20 protein-coding genes are annotated in these 16,721 nt (G+C 45.4%); 7 read left to right on the top strand and 13 right to left on the bottom strand.

What is annotated here, in order from left to right:
- Nucleotides 1–13: 13 nt before the first annotated feature.
- Together celB and ABVF09_RS07420 are read right to left on the bottom strand one after the other, a co-directional pair.
- Nucleotides 14–1,348: a PTS cellobiose transporter subunit IIC gene (celB, locus tag ABVF09_RS07425; RefSeq protein WP_026568768.1), complete on the bottom strand. Its 1,335-nt coding sequence runs from the start codon at nucleotides 1,346–1,348 to the stop codon at nucleotides 14–16.
- Nucleotides 1,349–1,440: 92 nt separating this feature from the next.
- Nucleotides 1,441–1,749: a PTS sugar transporter subunit IIB gene (locus ABVF09_RS07420; RefSeq protein ID WP_026568769.1), complete on the bottom strand. Its 309-nt coding sequence runs from the start codon at nucleotides 1,747–1,749 to the stop codon at nucleotides 1,441–1,443.
- Nucleotides 1,750–1,997: 248 nt separating this feature from the next.
- Between ABVF09_RS07420 and ABVF09_RS19785 the strand changes: the two genes are divergently transcribed.
- Both ABVF09_RS19785 and ytxJ read left to right on the top strand, forming a co-directional pair.
- Nucleotides 1,998–2,174, top strand: a complete 177-nt coding sequence (locus ABVF09_RS19785) for a glycine zipper domain-containing protein (protein WP_483314319.1) — start codon at nucleotides 1,998–2,000, stop codon at nucleotides 2,172–2,174.
- A 35-nt stretch (nucleotides 2,175–2,209) separates the two neighbouring features.
- Nucleotides 2,210–2,551 (top strand): bacillithiol system redox-active protein YtxJ, encoded by a 342-nt coding sequence (ytxJ, locus tag ABVF09_RS07415; RefSeq protein WP_371068898.1) that lies wholly within the window; start codon nucleotides 2,210–2,212, stop codon nucleotides 2,549–2,551.
- 148 nt (nucleotides 2,552–2,699) lie between these two features.
- Here ytxJ and ABVF09_RS07410 read toward each other — a convergent pair whose 3' ends face one another.
- The 5 genes from ABVF09_RS07410 to ABVF09_RS07390 form a co-directional block, all read right to left on the bottom strand.
- Nucleotides 2,700–3,596 (bottom strand): NAD(P)/FAD-dependent oxidoreductase, encoded by an 897-nt coding sequence (locus ABVF09_RS07410; protein WP_371068897.1) that lies wholly within the window; start codon nucleotides 3,594–3,596, stop codon nucleotides 2,700–2,702.
- 103 nt (nucleotides 3,597–3,699) lie between these two features.
- The gene (locus ABVF09_RS07405) at nucleotides 3,700–4,602 is read right to left on the bottom strand and encodes an AEC family transporter (RefSeq protein ID WP_026568772.1); all 903 of its coding nucleotides are present in this window, start codon (nucleotides 4,600–4,602) and stop codon (nucleotides 3,700–3,702) included.
- Nucleotides 4,603–4,654: 52 nt separating this feature from the next.
- Nucleotides 4,655–6,103, bottom strand: a complete 1,449-nt coding sequence (locus tag ABVF09_RS07400; RefSeq protein ID WP_371068896.1) for a glycoside hydrolase family 1 protein — start codon at nucleotides 6,101–6,103, stop codon at nucleotides 4,655–4,657.
- Nucleotides 6,104–6,136: 33 nt separating this feature from the next.
- Nucleotides 6,137–6,577 carry a threonine/serine exporter family protein gene (locus ABVF09_RS07395; RefSeq protein ID WP_026568774.1) on the bottom strand — a complete coding sequence of 147 codons (441 nt, stop codon included), beginning with the start codon at nucleotides 6,575–6,577 and terminating at the stop codon, nucleotides 6,137–6,139.
- 18 nt (nucleotides 6,578–6,595) lie between these two features.
- Nucleotides 6,596–7,348, bottom strand: a complete 753-nt coding sequence (locus ABVF09_RS07390; protein ID WP_026568775.1) for a threonine/serine exporter family protein — start codon at nucleotides 7,346–7,348, stop codon at nucleotides 6,596–6,598.
- A gap of 319 nt (nucleotides 7,349–7,667) precedes the next feature.
- On the opposite strand from ABVF09_RS07390, the gene ABVF09_RS07385 reads away from it, so the two are divergent.
- Complete coding sequence (locus tag ABVF09_RS07385) at nucleotides 7,668–7,919, top strand: AbrB/MazE/SpoVT family DNA-binding domain-containing protein (protein ID WP_026568776.1); 252 nt, start codon at nucleotides 7,668–7,670, stop codon at nucleotides 7,917–7,919.
- Nucleotides 7,916–8,317 carry a type II toxin-antitoxin system death-on-curing family toxin gene (locus ABVF09_RS07380; RefSeq protein WP_371068895.1) on the top strand — a complete coding sequence of 134 codons (402 nt, stop codon included), beginning with the start codon at nucleotides 7,916–7,918 and terminating at the stop codon, nucleotides 8,315–8,317. The genes ABVF09_RS07385 and ABVF09_RS07380 overlap by 4 nt, the downstream gene beginning before the upstream one ends.
- 143 nt (nucleotides 8,318–8,460) lie before the next feature.
- On the opposite strand, the gene ABVF09_RS07375 is transcribed toward ABVF09_RS07380, so the two are convergent.
- The gene (locus ABVF09_RS07375) at nucleotides 8,461–8,913 is read right to left on the bottom strand and encodes an NUDIX hydrolase (protein WP_371068954.1); all 453 of its coding nucleotides are present in this window, start codon (nucleotides 8,911–8,913) and stop codon (nucleotides 8,461–8,463) included.
- Nucleotides 8,914–9,431: 518 nt separating this feature from the next.
- Between ABVF09_RS07375 and ABVF09_RS07370 the strand changes: the two genes are divergently transcribed.
- Complete coding sequence (locus ABVF09_RS07370) at nucleotides 9,432–10,175, top strand: MerR family transcriptional regulator (RefSeq protein ID WP_153463851.1); 744 nt, start codon at nucleotides 9,432–9,434, stop codon at nucleotides 10,173–10,175.
- 93 nt (nucleotides 10,176–10,268) lie between these two features.
- On the opposite strand, the gene ABVF09_RS07365 is transcribed toward ABVF09_RS07370, so the two are convergent.
- On the bottom strand, nucleotides 10,269–10,886 hold the full coding sequence (locus ABVF09_RS07365; RefSeq protein ID WP_371068894.1) for a flavin reductase family protein: 618 nt from the start codon (nucleotides 10,884–10,886) through the stop codon (nucleotides 10,269–10,271).
- On the bottom strand, nucleotides 10,876–12,255 hold the full coding sequence (locus tag ABVF09_RS07360; RefSeq protein ID WP_371068893.1) for an MATE family efflux transporter: 1,380 nt from the start codon (nucleotides 12,253–12,255) through the stop codon (nucleotides 10,876–10,878). The genes ABVF09_RS07365 and ABVF09_RS07360 overlap by 11 nt, the downstream gene beginning before the upstream one ends.
- Before the next feature lie 201 nt (nucleotides 12,256–12,456).
- On the opposite strand from ABVF09_RS07360, the gene ABVF09_RS07355 reads away from it, so the two are divergent.
- Nucleotides 12,457–12,672 carry a Fur-regulated basic protein FbpA gene (locus ABVF09_RS07355; RefSeq protein ID WP_035426385.1) on the top strand — a complete coding sequence of 72 codons (216 nt, stop codon included), beginning with the start codon at nucleotides 12,457–12,459 and terminating at the stop codon, nucleotides 12,670–12,672.
- A complete protein-coding gene (locus tag ABVF09_RS07350) occupies nucleotides 12,665–12,802 on the top strand; it encodes a hypothetical protein (RefSeq protein ID WP_162832893.1) in 138 nt (45 codons plus the stop codon). The genes ABVF09_RS07355 and ABVF09_RS07350 overlap by 8 nt, the downstream gene beginning before the upstream one ends.
- A gap of 208 nt (nucleotides 12,803–13,010) precedes the next feature.
- Here the strand turns inward: ABVF09_RS07350 and ABVF09_RS07345 are convergent, their stop codons facing one another.
- From ABVF09_RS07345 to ABVF09_RS07335, 3 genes are read right to left on the bottom strand one after another with little or no spacing between them, the layout of a single operon-like run.
- Nucleotides 13,011–14,216, bottom strand: a complete 1,206-nt coding sequence (locus ABVF09_RS07345; protein WP_371068892.1) for a M20 metallopeptidase family protein — start codon at nucleotides 14,214–14,216, stop codon at nucleotides 13,011–13,013.
- A 17-nt stretch (nucleotides 14,217–14,233) separates the two neighbouring features.
- Nucleotides 14,234–15,433 (bottom strand): cystathionine gamma-synthase family protein, encoded by a 1,200-nt coding sequence (locus ABVF09_RS07340; RefSeq protein ID WP_153463859.1) that lies wholly within the window; start codon nucleotides 15,431–15,433, stop codon nucleotides 14,234–14,236.
- A 29-nt stretch (nucleotides 15,434–15,462) separates the two neighbouring features.
- On the bottom strand, nucleotides 15,463–16,632 hold the full coding sequence (locus ABVF09_RS07335; protein ID WP_051382175.1) for a M24 family metallopeptidase: 1,170 nt from the start codon (nucleotides 16,630–16,632) through the stop codon (nucleotides 15,463–15,465).
- Nucleotides 16,633–16,721 lie beyond the last annotated feature (89 nt).

Raw genomic sequence — 16,721 nt, 5'->3', positions numbered from 1 at the left:
AGTCTCAAGTTAGTTACATATTTACCGTTTCATTCCGCTGCTCTTCCGCAGAATTTTCATTTTCATAATATTGTTTATCCATGATTTTCAGGAACGGCCACCAGATGACAAACACCACAGCGATGTTGACCAATTGCAAGGCCCCGCCCTGCCAGCTGTTGCCTGTCGCCAAGAATCCACTCAGCACGGTTGGCGTTGTCCATGGCACGATGACACCATTCGGATAAGGAACCATACCAGAAGCCATCGCAAAATAAGTGATGAACGTAACGATAACAGGCGCGATCAACCAAGGAATGATGACCAACGGATTCATGATGATCGGAAGACCGAATATCACCGGTTCGTTTACATTAAATATTCCTGCCGGTGCTCCCAATTTACCCAATTCTTTCAATTGACGACTTCGCCCGATCAGGAAGATACCGATGATAACCGCCAAAGTCATACCCGATCCGCCGATTCCGACGATGAAGGTATCAATGAACTGCTTGGTGACAATGTTCGGAAGTTCCTGCCCGGCATTGAAAGCATCCAGGTTTTGGTTGTTCAAAGCATACCAGATTGGGTCAAATACAGAGTTGACGATAATCTGACCATGAAGACCGAAGAACCAGAACAATTGAATCAGCAATACTGCAATCAATGTAGCCGGCAGTCCGCTTCCAAGTGCTGTAAGTGGTTCTTGGATCAAGGTATAGATGAAGTTTTGTACGGTATCGAATGGTGTGTAGCTGAAAATGATTCTGACAACCAGGAATATAGACAATGTCAACGTAATTGGAATAAGGGCACTGAAGGAACGGGATACTGCGTCCGGTACACCTGCAGGCATTTTGATCGTCCAATCTTTTTCTACAAAGAAACGGTACAGTTCAGCCGCAAAGAAAGCGGTGAAAATACCAAGGAACATCCCTTCCGCTCCCAAGCTTGCAGTCGGGATGACCCCGCCGACTTGCTCGACAGTTTTATTTGCCGTTTCGAAATCGATGACTTGCGGTGTAAGAATCAAGAATGAAGCCAGGGCAACCGCACCGCCATAAATCGATTCGCCTCCATAATGCTCTGTCAGCTTATAGCCAATGCCGATAATGACGAACAACCCCATAATGCTCAAGGTGGAAGCAGATGCAGGGCCTAAAGCCGCCTGGTATGCTTCGTATGCACTTTCACTGATCCACTGATCAAGGAAAGGAAAATTGGCGATTACGACAAAAATGGAACCGAAGATGATGAATGGCAAAGCAACCATAAAGCCGTTACGCAATGCGGTCAAATAGCGGTTGTTGTTTAATTTGTCCGCTATCGGCATCAGAATGTTTTCTAAAACCTCCATGAATTTGTTCACGTTTATTCTCCCCTTTTTTCCAAAACGGCCCGCCGTATCCAACGTACTTTGCCACGCTGGTTTGAACGGGCCTGTTTTATTCTGTTAAACTATCATTCACCCATTAGTTCTAAAGCTTTATTCAAAACAGCCGCGCCATCGACTCTGCCATAAGATACCGGGTCGATGACATCAAGCGGAATGCCAACTTCCTCTGCTGTTTTGGAAAATTTCTTTTTCATAAAACGCATTTGCGGTCCGATCAACAGTACATCGGCACGCTCCATTTCTTTCGGTGCTTTATCTTGTGCGACAGCCCAAATTTCAGCTTCGATGCCTTTTGCCTCTGCCGCCTCTTTCATTTTCGAAACCAATAAGCTGGTGGACATTCCTGCTGAACATGCGAGTAATATATGTTTCATCTATAATTCCTCCTCAGATGCTGTTATTTTGTATCTGCTTTCATTGTAGGTTACAACCGCTTTCATGAACACACATTGTTTTTCCGTTGCACAACGGAAATGATTATGCGCTTACATTTTGTTCCGTTGGCTTAGGGAGGTGTAAACCGATAGGTAAAGCTGAAAAGTAGTAAATACTTGAAACTTTCAGCATTAAATAATCGTATAGGAATAGATTAAAAATTTTTCAGGTTGCCTCATTCAAACAAATGGAGAGGAATAATAATATGGGAAAACCAAAGTTTCGTGGACTAGGAATTATCCTTGGCGTTGGGATTGGTACTAGCGTCGGAGTGGCCATTGATCAAGTAGCGATAAGTATAGCAATCGGCATTGTGTTAGGATTAACAATTGGTTCTATGGTAGACAAACGGAATCAACACTAAAGGTAGGATTTGATATATTTTCGGGGAGGGTGCAGATGGGGACTGTCAATGAACTGACAACACCGGAAGAATGGAAAGATACATGGGAAAGTTCGATGAATTCACCAATATTAGTCTTTAAACATAGTACTTCTTGTATGATTAGTGCAAGAGCCTTCAAGCATGTAAAGGCTTTTTTTCAAACATCTGGTGAAGATAAAATAGATTGCTATATGGTAAAGGTTATCGAAAGCAGAAGATTATCACATCAGATTGCAAATGATACAAACATTCCTCATAAATCACCTCAAATTCTTCTGATAAATAAACAACAAATTGTATGCAACGCCTCGCATTGGAAAATAACAGAAGACCGTATAAGGAAAGCGGTTATATAAAAAAACGTTGAAAGCTTGCTTCATTGGAAACAAGGAGTTATCGATGCGATTTCCCTTATTACTTAAGGATATACCAACACTACACTTTAATAGATCCTATAAAGCAGGCTGCCCCATTACGTTTTTTACTTGCGGGACAGCCTATTTTTCAATGCTGTTGCTTTATTTTCTTATGAATCCAAATGGCTGCTTGCATGCCGTCACCCATGGCGATGGTCACTTGTTCCGAGTGGGCGACGATATCTCCGGCAGCAAAGACGTTTTCGACATTCGTCATCTTGGTTCTGGGGTCTACAAGAATGTGCTTGTTTTTGTATAATTCGACGCCCAACTGCTCGGCGAGCTGGGATCGTACTTCATTACCGCCCATTGCTACAAAGGCATGATTCGTTTCCAGATTGCTGCCGTCCTCGAGCTTCACGCCTCTGATTTGATCCCCATCGGCCTTCAATTCAACAATCGATTGGTCAATCGGTTTAATACCTCGGGAATCAAGTTTGCTTTGCATCTCCTCTTCAATCGGCTGTCGTCCATGATTGATCAACTGGATTTGGCTGGTCCAATTGGTCAATGCGAGCGCCATTCCTGCCGCCGCATTGCCGGAGCCAATGACAACCACCTTTTTATCCAGCACTTCATACCCGTCGCAATCAGGGCAAATATAAACGCTAATACCGAGACAAGGCGGCAATTGTTCAAGTTCCGGCAAATGGTCCTTAATCCCCGTTGCAATCAAAATCGTCTTTGTTTCGTGATTACTGTTACTAGTAGCAACAGAAAATAACTGGTCCTGCTTGTTGACCTGCTCTACGGTTTCTTCAATAAAGTTTACTCCGAGTTCTTCGGCCTGTAGCCGACCGGTACGGCGCAAGGTGGCACCGCTTATCCCTTCTGGCCAGCCAAGAATATTATGATAACAGCGGCAAATACTGGACCGGCCGTCTGCGGCATCGATAACCAGAACATTGTCACGGTAACGGCCCAACTGGATAGCCGCCTGCAGCCCGGCGATTCCGCCACCGATAATGATACAATCGTAAGCCACTATTCCGCCTCCATTCATCACGAGTTGTTGTCATTAGTGTAAACAGAAGCTGTAGTTTCACGGCTGTTAGTTTTTAACAAAGAGAAACGTTCCTGTTGTGCAGTTAAAGAACAAGAAACATTAACAATGGAATCGTGATGATGCTCAGCAATGTACTGAGCAGCGTAGCGCTTGATACGAATCCAGGTTTTGTTTGGAATTGCAGGGCATAAATCGTGGTGTTCGCTGCCGTCGGAGTAGCGGCGGTCAATATCATGATCGCTTTGACCATATCGTCGACCGGTAAAAAAAATGCAATCGCGAACGCTATGACCGGGGCAAGAAGCAGTTTGATCGACAGTGAAGCACCCAACTTTCGATAATCCAATTGTTTCAAGGAAATACTGGCAAGCTGCATCCCCAAAACAATCATTACAGTCGGAATTGTTGCATCGGCCACCATGCTGACTGCCGACATCACTTGGTCTCCGATTCCGATTTGCAATCCATTCAACAGCAGCCCCAATATCGCGCCATAGACAATCGGTACTTTGACCACTTCCTTCAAAGGGGAAAATGACTGTCCGCCCTGATCACTGCCCTTGGCAGCATAGTAAATGCCTGCCGTACACATGATCAACTGCTGCAAAACCATCAAAATTACCGCGTAATGAAAACCTTCCTCCCCGAAAAGAAGCAATATCAACGGCGCTCCGTAATTCCCGTTATTCATAAACGCAGAAGCAAGGATAAAGCCACTGGTCGTGTTTTTATCCCAACGATTGAGCCAAGCAAGAAGATAACAAATCACAATGGATACCGCACATAACACGACTAAATAAATGCTCAAATAAACATAATCAAGCGTGATTTCATTCTGATAAAACGTCCGGAAAGCCAAAAAAGGCGACATTAGATAAATGGCAATGGTCGAAACAGGCTTTAACTCGAACTTCCATACTTTCTGCCCGATGAAACCAAGAGCGAACACTCCAAAAATCGGGATAAGGACTCCAAAGAATTCCACCATTCTACCCCCTACATAAGAAAAGGGACCTTTTTCAGATCCCTTTACAGTTTTATTCCTTATTGATTGTGCCACCATTTTCAGAAATCACTTGCTGGTACCAGAAAAAGCTGTTTTTCCTGATCCGTCGTAAATCTTTTTCCCCTTCTTCGTCGCGATTGACATAAACAAAGCCGTACCGTTTCTGATAGCCGTTCAGCCAGCTCAGCAAATCGGTGAACGACCAGACACAGTATCCGAGCAAATCCACCCCGTCCGTTATCGCCTGCTGACACTGCTGCAAATGACTTTTTATATAGTCTATCCGATAATCATCCTTGATGACGTCATTATCCTCTAATTGATCGAACTCACCCAGTCCGTTTTCGCTTATCAAAATCGGAAGTCCGTACCGGCTTGTAATCCGGCGCATACCGATCCGCAGGCCGACAGGATCGATCTCCCAATCCCAATTAGTCGCTTCCAGGTTCGGATTTTTCTTGGTTTTGTACAATCCAGGAATACCTGTTTCCGGTGTCGTGCCCTTTTTTCCTGACGTGTTCATTCCACCGGAACCAACTCCCCCTTCCAGAGGATTGTGTTCATATGTAGTCGTCCGGTAATAATTGACCCCCATGAAGTCGGGCTTTCCTTGTGCCAGCAGTTCCAAATCGCCGTCTTCCATTTCAGGGGCCAATCCGTTCCGCTCCAAATAGTCCCATGCTGCCTTAGGGTATTTCCCCCAAGCGTACACATCCATCCACCAGTGGCTTAAGAACTCCTCGGCATTCTCAGCTGCCAACACATCCTCCGGTTTGGAAGAATACGCATAGGCAGGGCTGTACGCGAAACTCGGTCCTATCTTGCCGTTCGGCACATATTTATGGAAGTCGGAAATCACCTTGGCATTGGCAAGACTGGCATGATGGTTTGCCTGATACATCCGCTTCCGATCCTGGACGCCGGGGGGATGCAAGGCGAGCTGATAACCCAAACTGATGAAAACATTTTGCTCATTGAGACTGACCCAATACTTTACCCGATCACCAAGCCGCTTGAACAACGTGACACTGTATCGGTAGAAGTCATCAATCACCTGTCGTGATTCCCATCCGCCGTATTGTTCCTGGAGCGCCTGCGGCAAATCCCAGTGATACAACGTGACGATCGGTTCAATGTCGTGTTTGAGCAGTTCATCGACCAGCTGATCATAAAAATCGAGACCCTGCTCGTTTACTTCCCCGTTTCCGTCCTTTATGACCCGTGGCCAGGAAACGGAGAAACGATAAGATTTCAAGCCCATCTCCGCCATTAATCGGACATCTTCCCGCCAGCGATGATAATGGTCTACTGCCACATCACCATTGGTACCCTTATATGTTTTGCCAGGTATCCGGACGAACTCGTCCCATATCGATGGAGATTTACCTTCTTCGTTCCATGCCCCTTCGATTTGATAGGCTGCCGAAGCAGCTCCCCATAAAAACCCATCTGGAAATGCTTGCAACTGCTTATGTAACATTTCATTTCCTCCTCTTTCGGATCATATTTCCTTCTACTTCGCCTTCCGTTTCCTGCCTGCTTTTTTTATCACCTGGTTGATTACTTCAGAAAACACAAGCCCAATGGCAATCGCTCCTGAAATCAATCCCGCTTTTGCAGCCAGTTGGACCCCTGCATTATAGTCATTCTCCACGAGATTGCGCATGGCGTCATAAGCCAGTCCACCTGGTACCAGCGGAATGATGCCAGAAACGTTGAAAATGATTACAGGTGTTTTATAATATTTTGCACATACTTGGCTTAACCCGCCGACCAAAAATGCACCTGCTAGTGTTGCCGGGACTGCATCGGTCCCCTCGGATGCCAATCCATAATACAGTACCCAGCCAAGCATCCCGACCAATCCGCATTGTATCAATGCTTTGCGTGGTGCGTTGAAAAGCACGCCGAAGCCGGCGGCTGCTATAAAGCTGGTGATCAGCTGTTCTCCCATACCATCCAAACCTTTCTATCAAACAAATGAAATTCCGACAGCGATCCCAGCACCGATGGCACATGCTGTCAGCAGCGCCTCTGCACCTTTGGATAAGCCGGCAACGAGATGCCCGGCCATCAAATCGCGGACAGCGTTGGTGATCAATAAACCTGGTACCAGCGGCATGACAGCCCCAATGATTATTTTATCCATTTCAGCGCCAAGCTGGAGGTGAATAAACAGAAGGGACAACAGACCGATAATCACAGATGCCAGAAACTCAGCAAAAAAGCGGATTTCCACCCAATCATGAAATCTTTCCATTGCCAAATAGCCGGCAGCACCGGCCAACATCGCCGGTACAAAATCAAGCCAGCTCCCATCAAACATGATTGCAAAGCAGCCGCTTACCAGTGCCGCTGCAATCACTTGGAAGAAGAGCGAAAAGCTATAACTGTCCAAATCGGTTTGTTTCAGCTGATCATTTGCTTCCGCCATGGAAAGCTCGCCGTTTGTAACCTGCCGCGATATACTGTTGACAATGGCTATTTTATGCAAGTCCGTCGAGCGTTCAGAAATCCGCATGAAATTGGTCGGGTCCGTTCCGTCTATTGAAAAGATAATGCCTGTGGGAGTTACATAGCTTTGAGAGGCAGTCTTTCCGAATGAAGCAGCAATCCGCTGCATGGTATCCTCGACGCGGTGTGTTTCTGCCCCGCTTTGCAGCATGATTTTCCCTGCCAGCAGGCAGACACTCGTAATACTTGGCGGTGTTGATTTTACATCCATATCCATCTTCTCCGTAATCAGCTTATATTGGTATTATAAGAGCAAATACTGACGAAAAACAATGACAACGGACTGCTTTTCCATAGCCGGGAATAAAGAATGTCATTTTCGGCATCCTGGTACCTGATCAGAGTGACTCAAAGCTTCATATGATTACTGGATAAGATATCAAAGCAATTAAATAACGAAGTTTTTTTATATCCATATAATCCCCTTTTTATAATCATCGCCAACTACCAATTCACATATTATCATATTTTTTCTAACACGCTTTTATGTGTTATAATAGTTATAACAATTATAACAAGGATGTGATCTTTTGGAACAATTCGATAGAAAAGTTACTAAGATTGGAAATAGTCTTGGCATTACCCTCCCCACTGAATTACTTAAACAAGTTGGTTTAGCCCAGGGAGATGATATCCAAGTTGAAGTTAAAGATGGAAAAATTGTGTTGAGAAAAAAAGAACAGATAACACTTCCTGAAGGCGTTGATGCTGAATTCATGGATGTTTTAAATGACGTCATAAAAGAGCATGACAAGGCATTTAAAGGGTTAGTAGATAGATGATGTGTGAAGTCATTTATTTAACGACAAATCAAGTTATCGCTATTAATACCGTTCAAATTCGACTATATTCCCCTGCTGAGCCAACTGGAGTTAAAGATCCAAAATTACTTGACTCAGCTTTAAATCGTCCTAAACAATCAGTGTTTGGTAGTGACGCTTATCCTACAATTTATGAAAAAGCAGCTGCACTTTTCGAATCAATTGCAAAAAAACACGCTTTTCATAATGCGAATAAACGAACGGCTTTAGCTTCATTAATTGTTTTCCTGAAAATAAACCATCATCTTTGGACGATGGGAATTGAAGAAGAACAAGATTTCATAGTTGATGTGGTTAATCATAAATTCACGTTTGAAGAAATAGTTTCAACGATTAAAAATCATACAGAAAGACTTTAAATCGATTCCCGATTTAATTTGAGAATGGACTTTTAAAGTTTTTACAGGAAGTCTGTATTCCAGAAACACCTCCATTAGCACAGTAGAAAAAACCTTATTCTTGCCTAGTTTTCCTGAATCCATAAAAGGTACGTGATGAACGATTAGCAAGTCTTATGTTTATATGCATTTATTATTGGTAAATCAGGCGGACTAATATTAGAAGGAAGTTCAGTCAAATTAAAAAACTTTAATTCTTGAACTTCATTTTCTTCTCTTCTTAATCCTCCCTCATAGTCCCTGCATATGTAAGCTGTCACCACATTATATACTTCATCTCCATGAGGATATTTATAGTAAAAATCTTGTCCTGAAAAGACTTTGAATAAAATTAATTGATTTGCTGTCAAACCAGTCTCTTCAAATAATTCCCTTTTTGCTACTTCTTCTAACGTTTCTCCAATCTCTAACGAGCCTCCAGCTAATCCCCAACAATGATTGTCCTTACGAAGTTGTAATAATAACTCACCATTTTTATTTACAAGAATTACACAGGCACCAGTCATAATTAAAGGGCGACTACCCACTATTTTCCTTAAATCCATAATATATCCCATAACTTCCTCCGATTTTGTGCTTACCTTTACTTCCACATAAAAAGCCACTAATCCTGCTTGGATCAGTAGCTGGTTTTCTTTTATTGCATCGTTACTTTTAGTGAAGACAATCACAAAGACGCCAAAAAGAAAAAGACAGCAGTGAAATTTTGATTCCTTACTGGTTGGCTTGAAATAGGAAAGAATTTAGCATTTGATAAACGAGTAGAACAAATGCCTATTTCAGAGTGTCAAATGTCTAACTACACAACGGTTGAGATGTTGCGGAGTGCATAAAAAGAGACCTCGTAATAGAGGTCAATAAACTTTTGTACTGTAATATACCCATCGTCTTTAAGTCTTGTAATTTCAGTGGATTTCTTTACTCCGCAGATGGATATTTTTGGAACCCCACTTTCTAAAAATCTCCTTTTACCTTTACCAGCCCTTTATGGCTTTTTGATCAAAAAATTAAAAAACCGGTTGACTCTCACGTTACGTGATAGCTTATCGTTACAAAGGAAGGGAGGTTTTAAACCATGGGAATGACAGTAAAACAAGTCGCCGATCTAGTCGGAATCAGTGTGCGCACACTCCATCATTATGATGAAATCGGATTGCTGCCTCCATCTGACATATCTTCCGGAGGGTACAGAATCTATTCCGACAAGGATTTAGAGCAGCTCCAACAAATTCTCTTTTATAAGGAACTCGGATTTTCTTTAAAGCGGATCAGTGAAATAGTAAACGCCCCTTCCTTCAACCGCCAAGAAGCCCTGGAAACCCAGCATAGCATGCTGCTGGAAAAAAGGCGCCGGCTCGATAACATGATTGCATTGGTCGCACAGACAATTCAATCAGCAAAAGGAGAGATTGAAATGACGAATGAAGAAAAGTTTGCCGGGTTTGATTTCAGCCAAAACCCTTATGAGCAAGAAGCACGGGATCGATGGGGAAATAAGGCCGTCGATGACTCGAAGCAAAAAATCGGAAACATGACGAAAGAAGAGCAGCAGGCTCTGGGTGAAGAAATGAATAAGATTTACCGGTGCCTTGCCGGCTTACGCCACCAAGACCCTGCATCAGATGAAGCACAGACTGCTATTGGAGACTGGTTCCATTTGTTGAACAGGATGGGCAGCTATTCGCCCGATGCCTTCAAGGGGCTGGGCCAAATGTATGTCGACGATGAGCGGTTCACGAAAAACATCGACCGGTTCGGACCGGGCCTTGCCATATTCATGCGGGATGCCATGGCGGTTTTTGCCGACAACCGCAAATGATCAGTAATGAAAACCCAGGTGCCATGAAGGGACCTGGGTTTCTTTTTTCTGTTTGCATATTACGTTTTTTTCTTCACATTGTGAACGGCATCTTCATGTTGTTTCATGTGAATCACGAGAAGCGCCCTTCCGTCCGGGAAGCATAAAGAAATCATCGATATGCGTATAATCACCCGCCATACGCCCAATCACCTTTAATGCTTCCGGATCCACTTTATCTTTTTCCATATATACTTCATCCTGGATATGGAAACAAACCAGCCTGCCCAGCACGAGACTGTTGCTTCCGATATCGATGATACGATCGAGCTCACATTCCATTTGAACAGGAGCAGCTGCAACGCGCGGAGGACTTACCTTCTCACCCGGAACGGCTGCAAGGCCGGTTATCGAGAATTCGTCCGTTTCAGGAGGATGTGCTTTGCTTGTTTCGTTCATTTGATTGGCAAGCTGTTCATTGACAATGTTGACGACAAATGCTTTTGTAGCCCGGACATTTTCCAGCGTGTCCTTTACTCTTCCTGATCCACCGACAGAATAACAAAGGGTGATCGGGTCCATGGAAGCCACGGTGAAAAAGCTGAAAGGTGCCAAATTGGGGATGCCTTCCTCATTGATTGTCGACACCCAGGCAATCGGACGTGGAACTACCGCTCCCTTGACCAGCTTGCTCATGTCTCGTTCTGTAAATTGCGATTGCTCAATTTTCATCCCTATTCCCCCTCGTCTTTTGACTGTCATCCTTATTCTGGAACAGTTTTTTCTCCCGCCATTTTCCATAGCGGTAATAAAGGAAAGCAAACAAGCTGCTGATAACGAAACTTATACCCATTCCAAAGGCGATACCGGTTTCCCCTAGTAGTTCCGAACATAAGTAGGTCAGCGGATAACGCAACACCCAGAAAGAGATAATATTCAGGATAAGCACCTGATACATGGCCCCTGCTGCACGTACCGTTCCATTCAGGATAAAATTGATTCCCAAAAAAGGATAAAAGAAAGCAACGATGCGTAAATAGTGACTGCCGAATTGCACCGGTCCTGGCTCCTGAATAAACAATTTGATAGCGACTTCAGCCATTATCACCAGCAACAGGGCCAACAGAAGCATGATTCCCAAGTTATACAACAGCCCGTATGTTGTAATTTTGCTAACCCGGTCCCATTTGCGTACGCCGATGTTTTGTCCGGCCATGCTGTTGACAGCCGTTCCCAACGCTTGGGCAGGAAGCATGATGACACTGTCCAGGCGCTGAGCAGCGCTGAAGCCTGCGACCACCGCTTCTCCATGAGATGTCACCACACTCATGATCGCCGCCACTCCAGCAGATATGACCGACATCTGCAATCCCGAAGGTACGCCAAGATTCAATATCAACAGTACTTCTTCCCGTTTTGGCAGTTTAGGGACAGTGAATGGCACGAGTTGATGCTTACGTACATAATAAATGCCATATAAAAAAGCGCTTCCCTGGGACAGAATGGTTGCATAAGCAGCCCCATCCACTCCTAATCCAAACCCGCTGATCAACAGTGGATCCAAAAAAATATTCAAGACTACTGCAATCGTGACGAATCGAAGCGGAGTCCGGCTGTCTCCAACCGCTCGCAGTACGGTGCCAATGAAGTTATACCCCAATAAGAAAAGGATACCGAGCGCATTGATCCGCAAGTATGTGACTGCTTCTCCCATCATGGCCTCCGGAGTGCCGAGCAAACCCAATATTGTCTCGGCGAAAAGGAAACCTACGATTCCCAGGAAAATGGCCATGGCCGTCAGCACTACAACAAAAGCATTGAGATAACGCTTCAATCCCTCTTCATTGTCTTTTCCTTTTTGCTGGGACAGAATCGTCAGAGTGGCATTATTTATTCCGATAATAAAAGATAAGATAGTAAAGATGACCGTACTGGAAACGGCGACCGCGCCTAACGCATTTCCACCGAGCAAGTTTCCCACCCACAAACTGTCCGTAAACTGATACGAAACCTGCAGCAGGTTGGTGAAAATGATCGGAGCCGAAAACGCCAGCATCTGTTTCACTATGTTACCTTCCGTAAAATCTTGTTGTCTGCTCAATAGTAAGACTCCCTTAGCTCGTCTTTCTCCTCATCTTATCACGGTGATAACAGAAAATCATGAAGCATGGCTTGGCAGTGGGAAAGAATACACAAAACCTATCGAGGATCAGAAACCATGTAAGGTTTTCTCACCGAACTGCTGTCAGTTCGAACAGCATCTTTTAAAATAAGGATATATTAACGACGAAGGAGCGCTGAAATGGCTTTTTTGAGAGAAGCGGTCGACAAACAAAAGCGGGCAATGATCCAACAGTTGGTAGTTGAAGGACTAATCAGTATCGATGACCGGGACATCTATCAAAAAACGATCAGTGAACTGGCGGATGAGTATGCGGATGTTGCAGCTGTTTCCCAATTGACCAGAAAAGCTGCAGAGAAAAATACCAGGCGAAAAGGAGTATCGATCCATGATTGATCAGGAGGCAGTGGACTTAGCAAAAAAGATCGTCGAGCTTGATTTGAAAAGGGATGAAACATGGGAGAACTTGGCTGCCCTTGCCGGAGATAAAGCGCATGAGTTACTGCGCAGAGTCCAGAACAGCTAAACATTAAAAACGACTAAGACAAAGGCGCACACCCAAAACAGAAAAACCGGACAATCATTCGAAAACCCCCAGCATTCGAACTTGTTCGGTTTTTCTGTTGTAATTATTCGTATAACGAAAAATGAACTGAAATAGCAGGCGGAGTACTACCGCTATCTGATAAATGTTTTTTCCAAGTGAATGTATGTTATGTCCCGACCCTCACTTTTCATAGCTGCCTTTGTAAAAATTTGTGAGTCGCTCCGGTTAATAATGCAACACCAAGCGGCAGCACCTCTTCATTCAAGGTGAAGTTGGGACTGTGAAGAGGAAAGTTTTCCTTGTCCTTCCATCCGCATCCCAAGAACGCCATGGCACTGGGCAACTCACTCGCAATGTGACTGAAATCTTCCCCTCCCATGCCATAAGGGGCTTCATAAATTTCTTGATCAGGGAAAAGAGTCTGAGCAGTTTCCTTCCATAACTCCACCAGTTTTCCATCATTGGACAGAGCCGGCTCACCGTTTTCAATATGCAACTGATAAGAGCCACCAAAAAGCCGTGCAGAAGCGGCAACGGCCTCCAACTCCTCGACAAGCTGTCGCCTTATCCTTTCTGTATAGGCCCGCACCGTCCCCTTGATCGTCACCTGATCGGGAATGACATTAAAAGCAGTCCCGCCACTTATACTTCCTACACTAACGGCGGCAACTCCGAGCGGATCGATTCTTCGGCTGATCAATCCATATAGTCCTTGCAGCACACTAGTCGCAATCCACACCGGGTCGATTGTCTGGTGCGGGTAGCCGGCATGCCCGCCATTTCCTTGGATTGTCAGGAAAAAGTTATCAACACTGGCCATGCTCGGTCCAGCATTCACTTGCAGGTCCCCTGTATTTCGCCAAGGACACATATGAAGAGCAAGGGCGCCCTCTACATCTTCGAGCACTCCCGCCTCCAGAAAGTAAGGTGCACCGGTCAAGCCATGGTCATCGGTATCTTCCTCTGCAGGTTGAAACAGGAATTTGATCGTTCCATTGGGAAGCAATCCAGCATGAAAATCTTCCGTAAGCAGTCGCGCAGCGCCGAGCAAAATTGCCGTATGTGCGTCATGACCGCATGCATGCATCACGCCATCAATAGCCGAAGCGAAAGGAAGTCCGGTTGTTTCCTGAATCGGCAATGCATCCATGTCAGCACGTAAAGCGAGGACGGGACCGGCTCCATTTTTCAATACGGCCACAATCTCGTAACCGGCAATTCCTTTTTGTATTTCGATTCCTTGCAGTTCTTCCAAACGGGCAGCCACAAACGCACTCGTCCTCTCTTCCTGAAAACTAAGTTCCGGAAATTGATGCAAATAACGCCGCCATTCGATTAGTTCCTGCTTTATCCCTGCCGCCCGTTCTTTAAGTTTCTCCTCATAATCAGGCATTCCTGCCCACCTCTCCCTCAACTGTTCACCAATACCTCTTCGGGTATAGAACGGAAAGCCTGCTCCAGGTCTTCCAGTAAATCTTCTATATCCTCAATGCCGGCAGAGTAGCGGATCAATCCTTCCGGAATCCCCATGGCCGCCCGCTCTTCTGGGGTGCACTCGACATGACTAGTCGTTCTGGAAGGGCCTACGATCGTTTCCACTGAACCAAGGTTGGCCGCCCGATTGGCGTATTTCAATTTTGGCAGCAAGTGTCGTACGGTATCCACACCGCCTTTAACGGCGAAGCTGAGCATTCCCCCGTATCGTTCCATTTGCCGTGAAGCAATTTCATGTCCCGGATGGTCTTCTAGACCAGGGTAGTAAACAGACTCTACAATATCTTTTGTTTTCAGATACTTGGCGACAGCCATGGCATTTTCACATTGCCTATCGATGCGCAGCTTCAACGTTTTCATCCCGCGAAGCAGCAGGTATGCTGCCATCGGATCGAGCGTAGCCCCGTTGATTTCCCGATAGTGGTACACTTGGCCGACAAGTTTTTTGCTGCCGCAAAGTGCACCACCGAGTGCATCGGCGTGGCCTCCCAGGAACTTCGTCGCACTATGGATGACCAAATCCGCTCCAAGCTCCAGCGGCTGCTGGTTGATCGGCGTGGCGAACGTATTGTCAACAATGACCAGCGCCCCTGCTTGCTTACCCGCCGTCGCCATTCTTTCAATATCGGTTATTTTCACTGTCGGATTGGTCGGCGTTTCCAAGTACAATACCTTGCAGCCTTTCGCCACCTCCTTTTCGATGGCTTCATGGTCGCCCGTTTCACAAAGGATCACCTCGACTTGCTGACGGGGAAGGAATTCCGTGAAAATTTTATTGGTGCCGCCATACGTATCCTTGATGGACACAACTCTGTCTCCCGGACTGAGAAAAGTTCCCAACGTATTGCTGATGGCAGCCATGCCGGTCGAGAAGCTGGTAGCGGCTTCTGCATTTTCCAGACAGCGGATTTTTTCCTCGAATGCTTGGACGGTCGGATTCGTGTTCCTGCCGTATATATGTCCCGGCTTGTTGCCAACCGCCACCTCGTACCATTCATCCATATCATCGTAACCAAACGATACACTATGAACGACAGGAACTTGCGTTGCACCAAAAGCCAGCGATTCCTTTTCCCCTGCCCATATCGCCTGTGTCCCTTTCCTGATATCTGTCATCACGACTCCTCCTTTTTTTGATTTAAAGTTTAACTGATTTTACCGTCTGAAGGATTGAGAAACACGGAATCCCGTATGATCACTTCCCTTGGATAGTTGGTAAACGTCTCACAGCCGGTTTCGGTGATCCGGATGGTTTCGCTTATTTCTATCCCGAAATGTTCCAACCACAGTGCAGGTATCAGATGAAACGTCATATTAGGCTGTAAAATCGTCTTGTCGCCACTGCGAAGACTCGCCGTATGCTCTCCCCAGTCCGGCGGATAGTTCAATCCGACCGAATAACCGAGCCTTGCTTCTTTCACGATGCCATGCCGCTGTATCGATTGCTTCCATATCCCGTTTACTTCTTCGCACGTCATGCCTGGAGCTATTCTTTGCAGAACTTCACTCAGGCCTTCTGTCACATAGGATGCGGTTGTAAGGATTTTTTCGTTTGGCTTACCAATGGCAACCGTCCTCGCCAACGGTACGTGGTATCGTTTATAGCAGCCAGCTATTTCTATGCTGACCGTCTCTCCCTCCTGAAAGCGATCATCCGACCAGGTCAGATGAGGGACGGCCGTATTTTCACCTGTCGGAAGAAATGGCACGATAGCCGGATAATCACCGCCATACTGCTCGGTACCTGCTACCATATGGTAATAAAGTTCGGCAGCAGTGTCGCACTGCCTGCCACCAGGTTTAACCGTTGTAATCCCTTTGGTCATCGCCTGTTCCACAATTTTTCCCGCACGGCGCATATATTCGATTTCCTGATCCGACTTAATCAGCCGGATATGATTGACCAGCAAGTCTGCGTCTTGGAAAACTGCATCCGGTAAATGCCTCACCAGCTGGGAAAACGCCTTGGCAGTAAAATAATAGTTATCCATTTCCACCCCGATGCGGCGGTTGCCCTGCCCGATTTGTTTCAGTATATCCGCAATGAAGGCCATGGGATGATGTGTGGTGGAATGAACGTAATAATCCGGGTAGTCAATGACATTTTCATCATAAAGCCATGTTCCTGATTTGGCTCCGGCTGCATCCATATGCCTTCCGATCCATAACGGCTGGGGCTGGTCCAGTATAATCACAACCATTTGGTGAACGTAAAATGACCAGGCATCGTAACCGGATAAGTAATTCATATTGGCCGGATCGGTAATGAGCAGCACCTCGATACCCTGTGCTTCCATTTGCTGCTTCGTCTCCATCAGTCGTTTCTGGTACTCCAAAATATCAAAGGGAAGCAATCCCACCCCTCCTTCAGTTATTAATTTTCTCACTATTATGATAATTAATT

It is taken from the genome of Sediminibacillus sp. JSM 1682029 (assembly GCF_041366435.1).
Taxonomy (GTDB): domain Bacteria; phylum Bacillota; class Bacilli; order Bacillales; family Amphibacillaceae; genus Sediminibacillus; species Sediminibacillus terrae.
The sequence above is the reverse complement of the archived record's forward strand: the minus strand, read 5'-3'. Positions and strand labels throughout refer to the sequence as shown.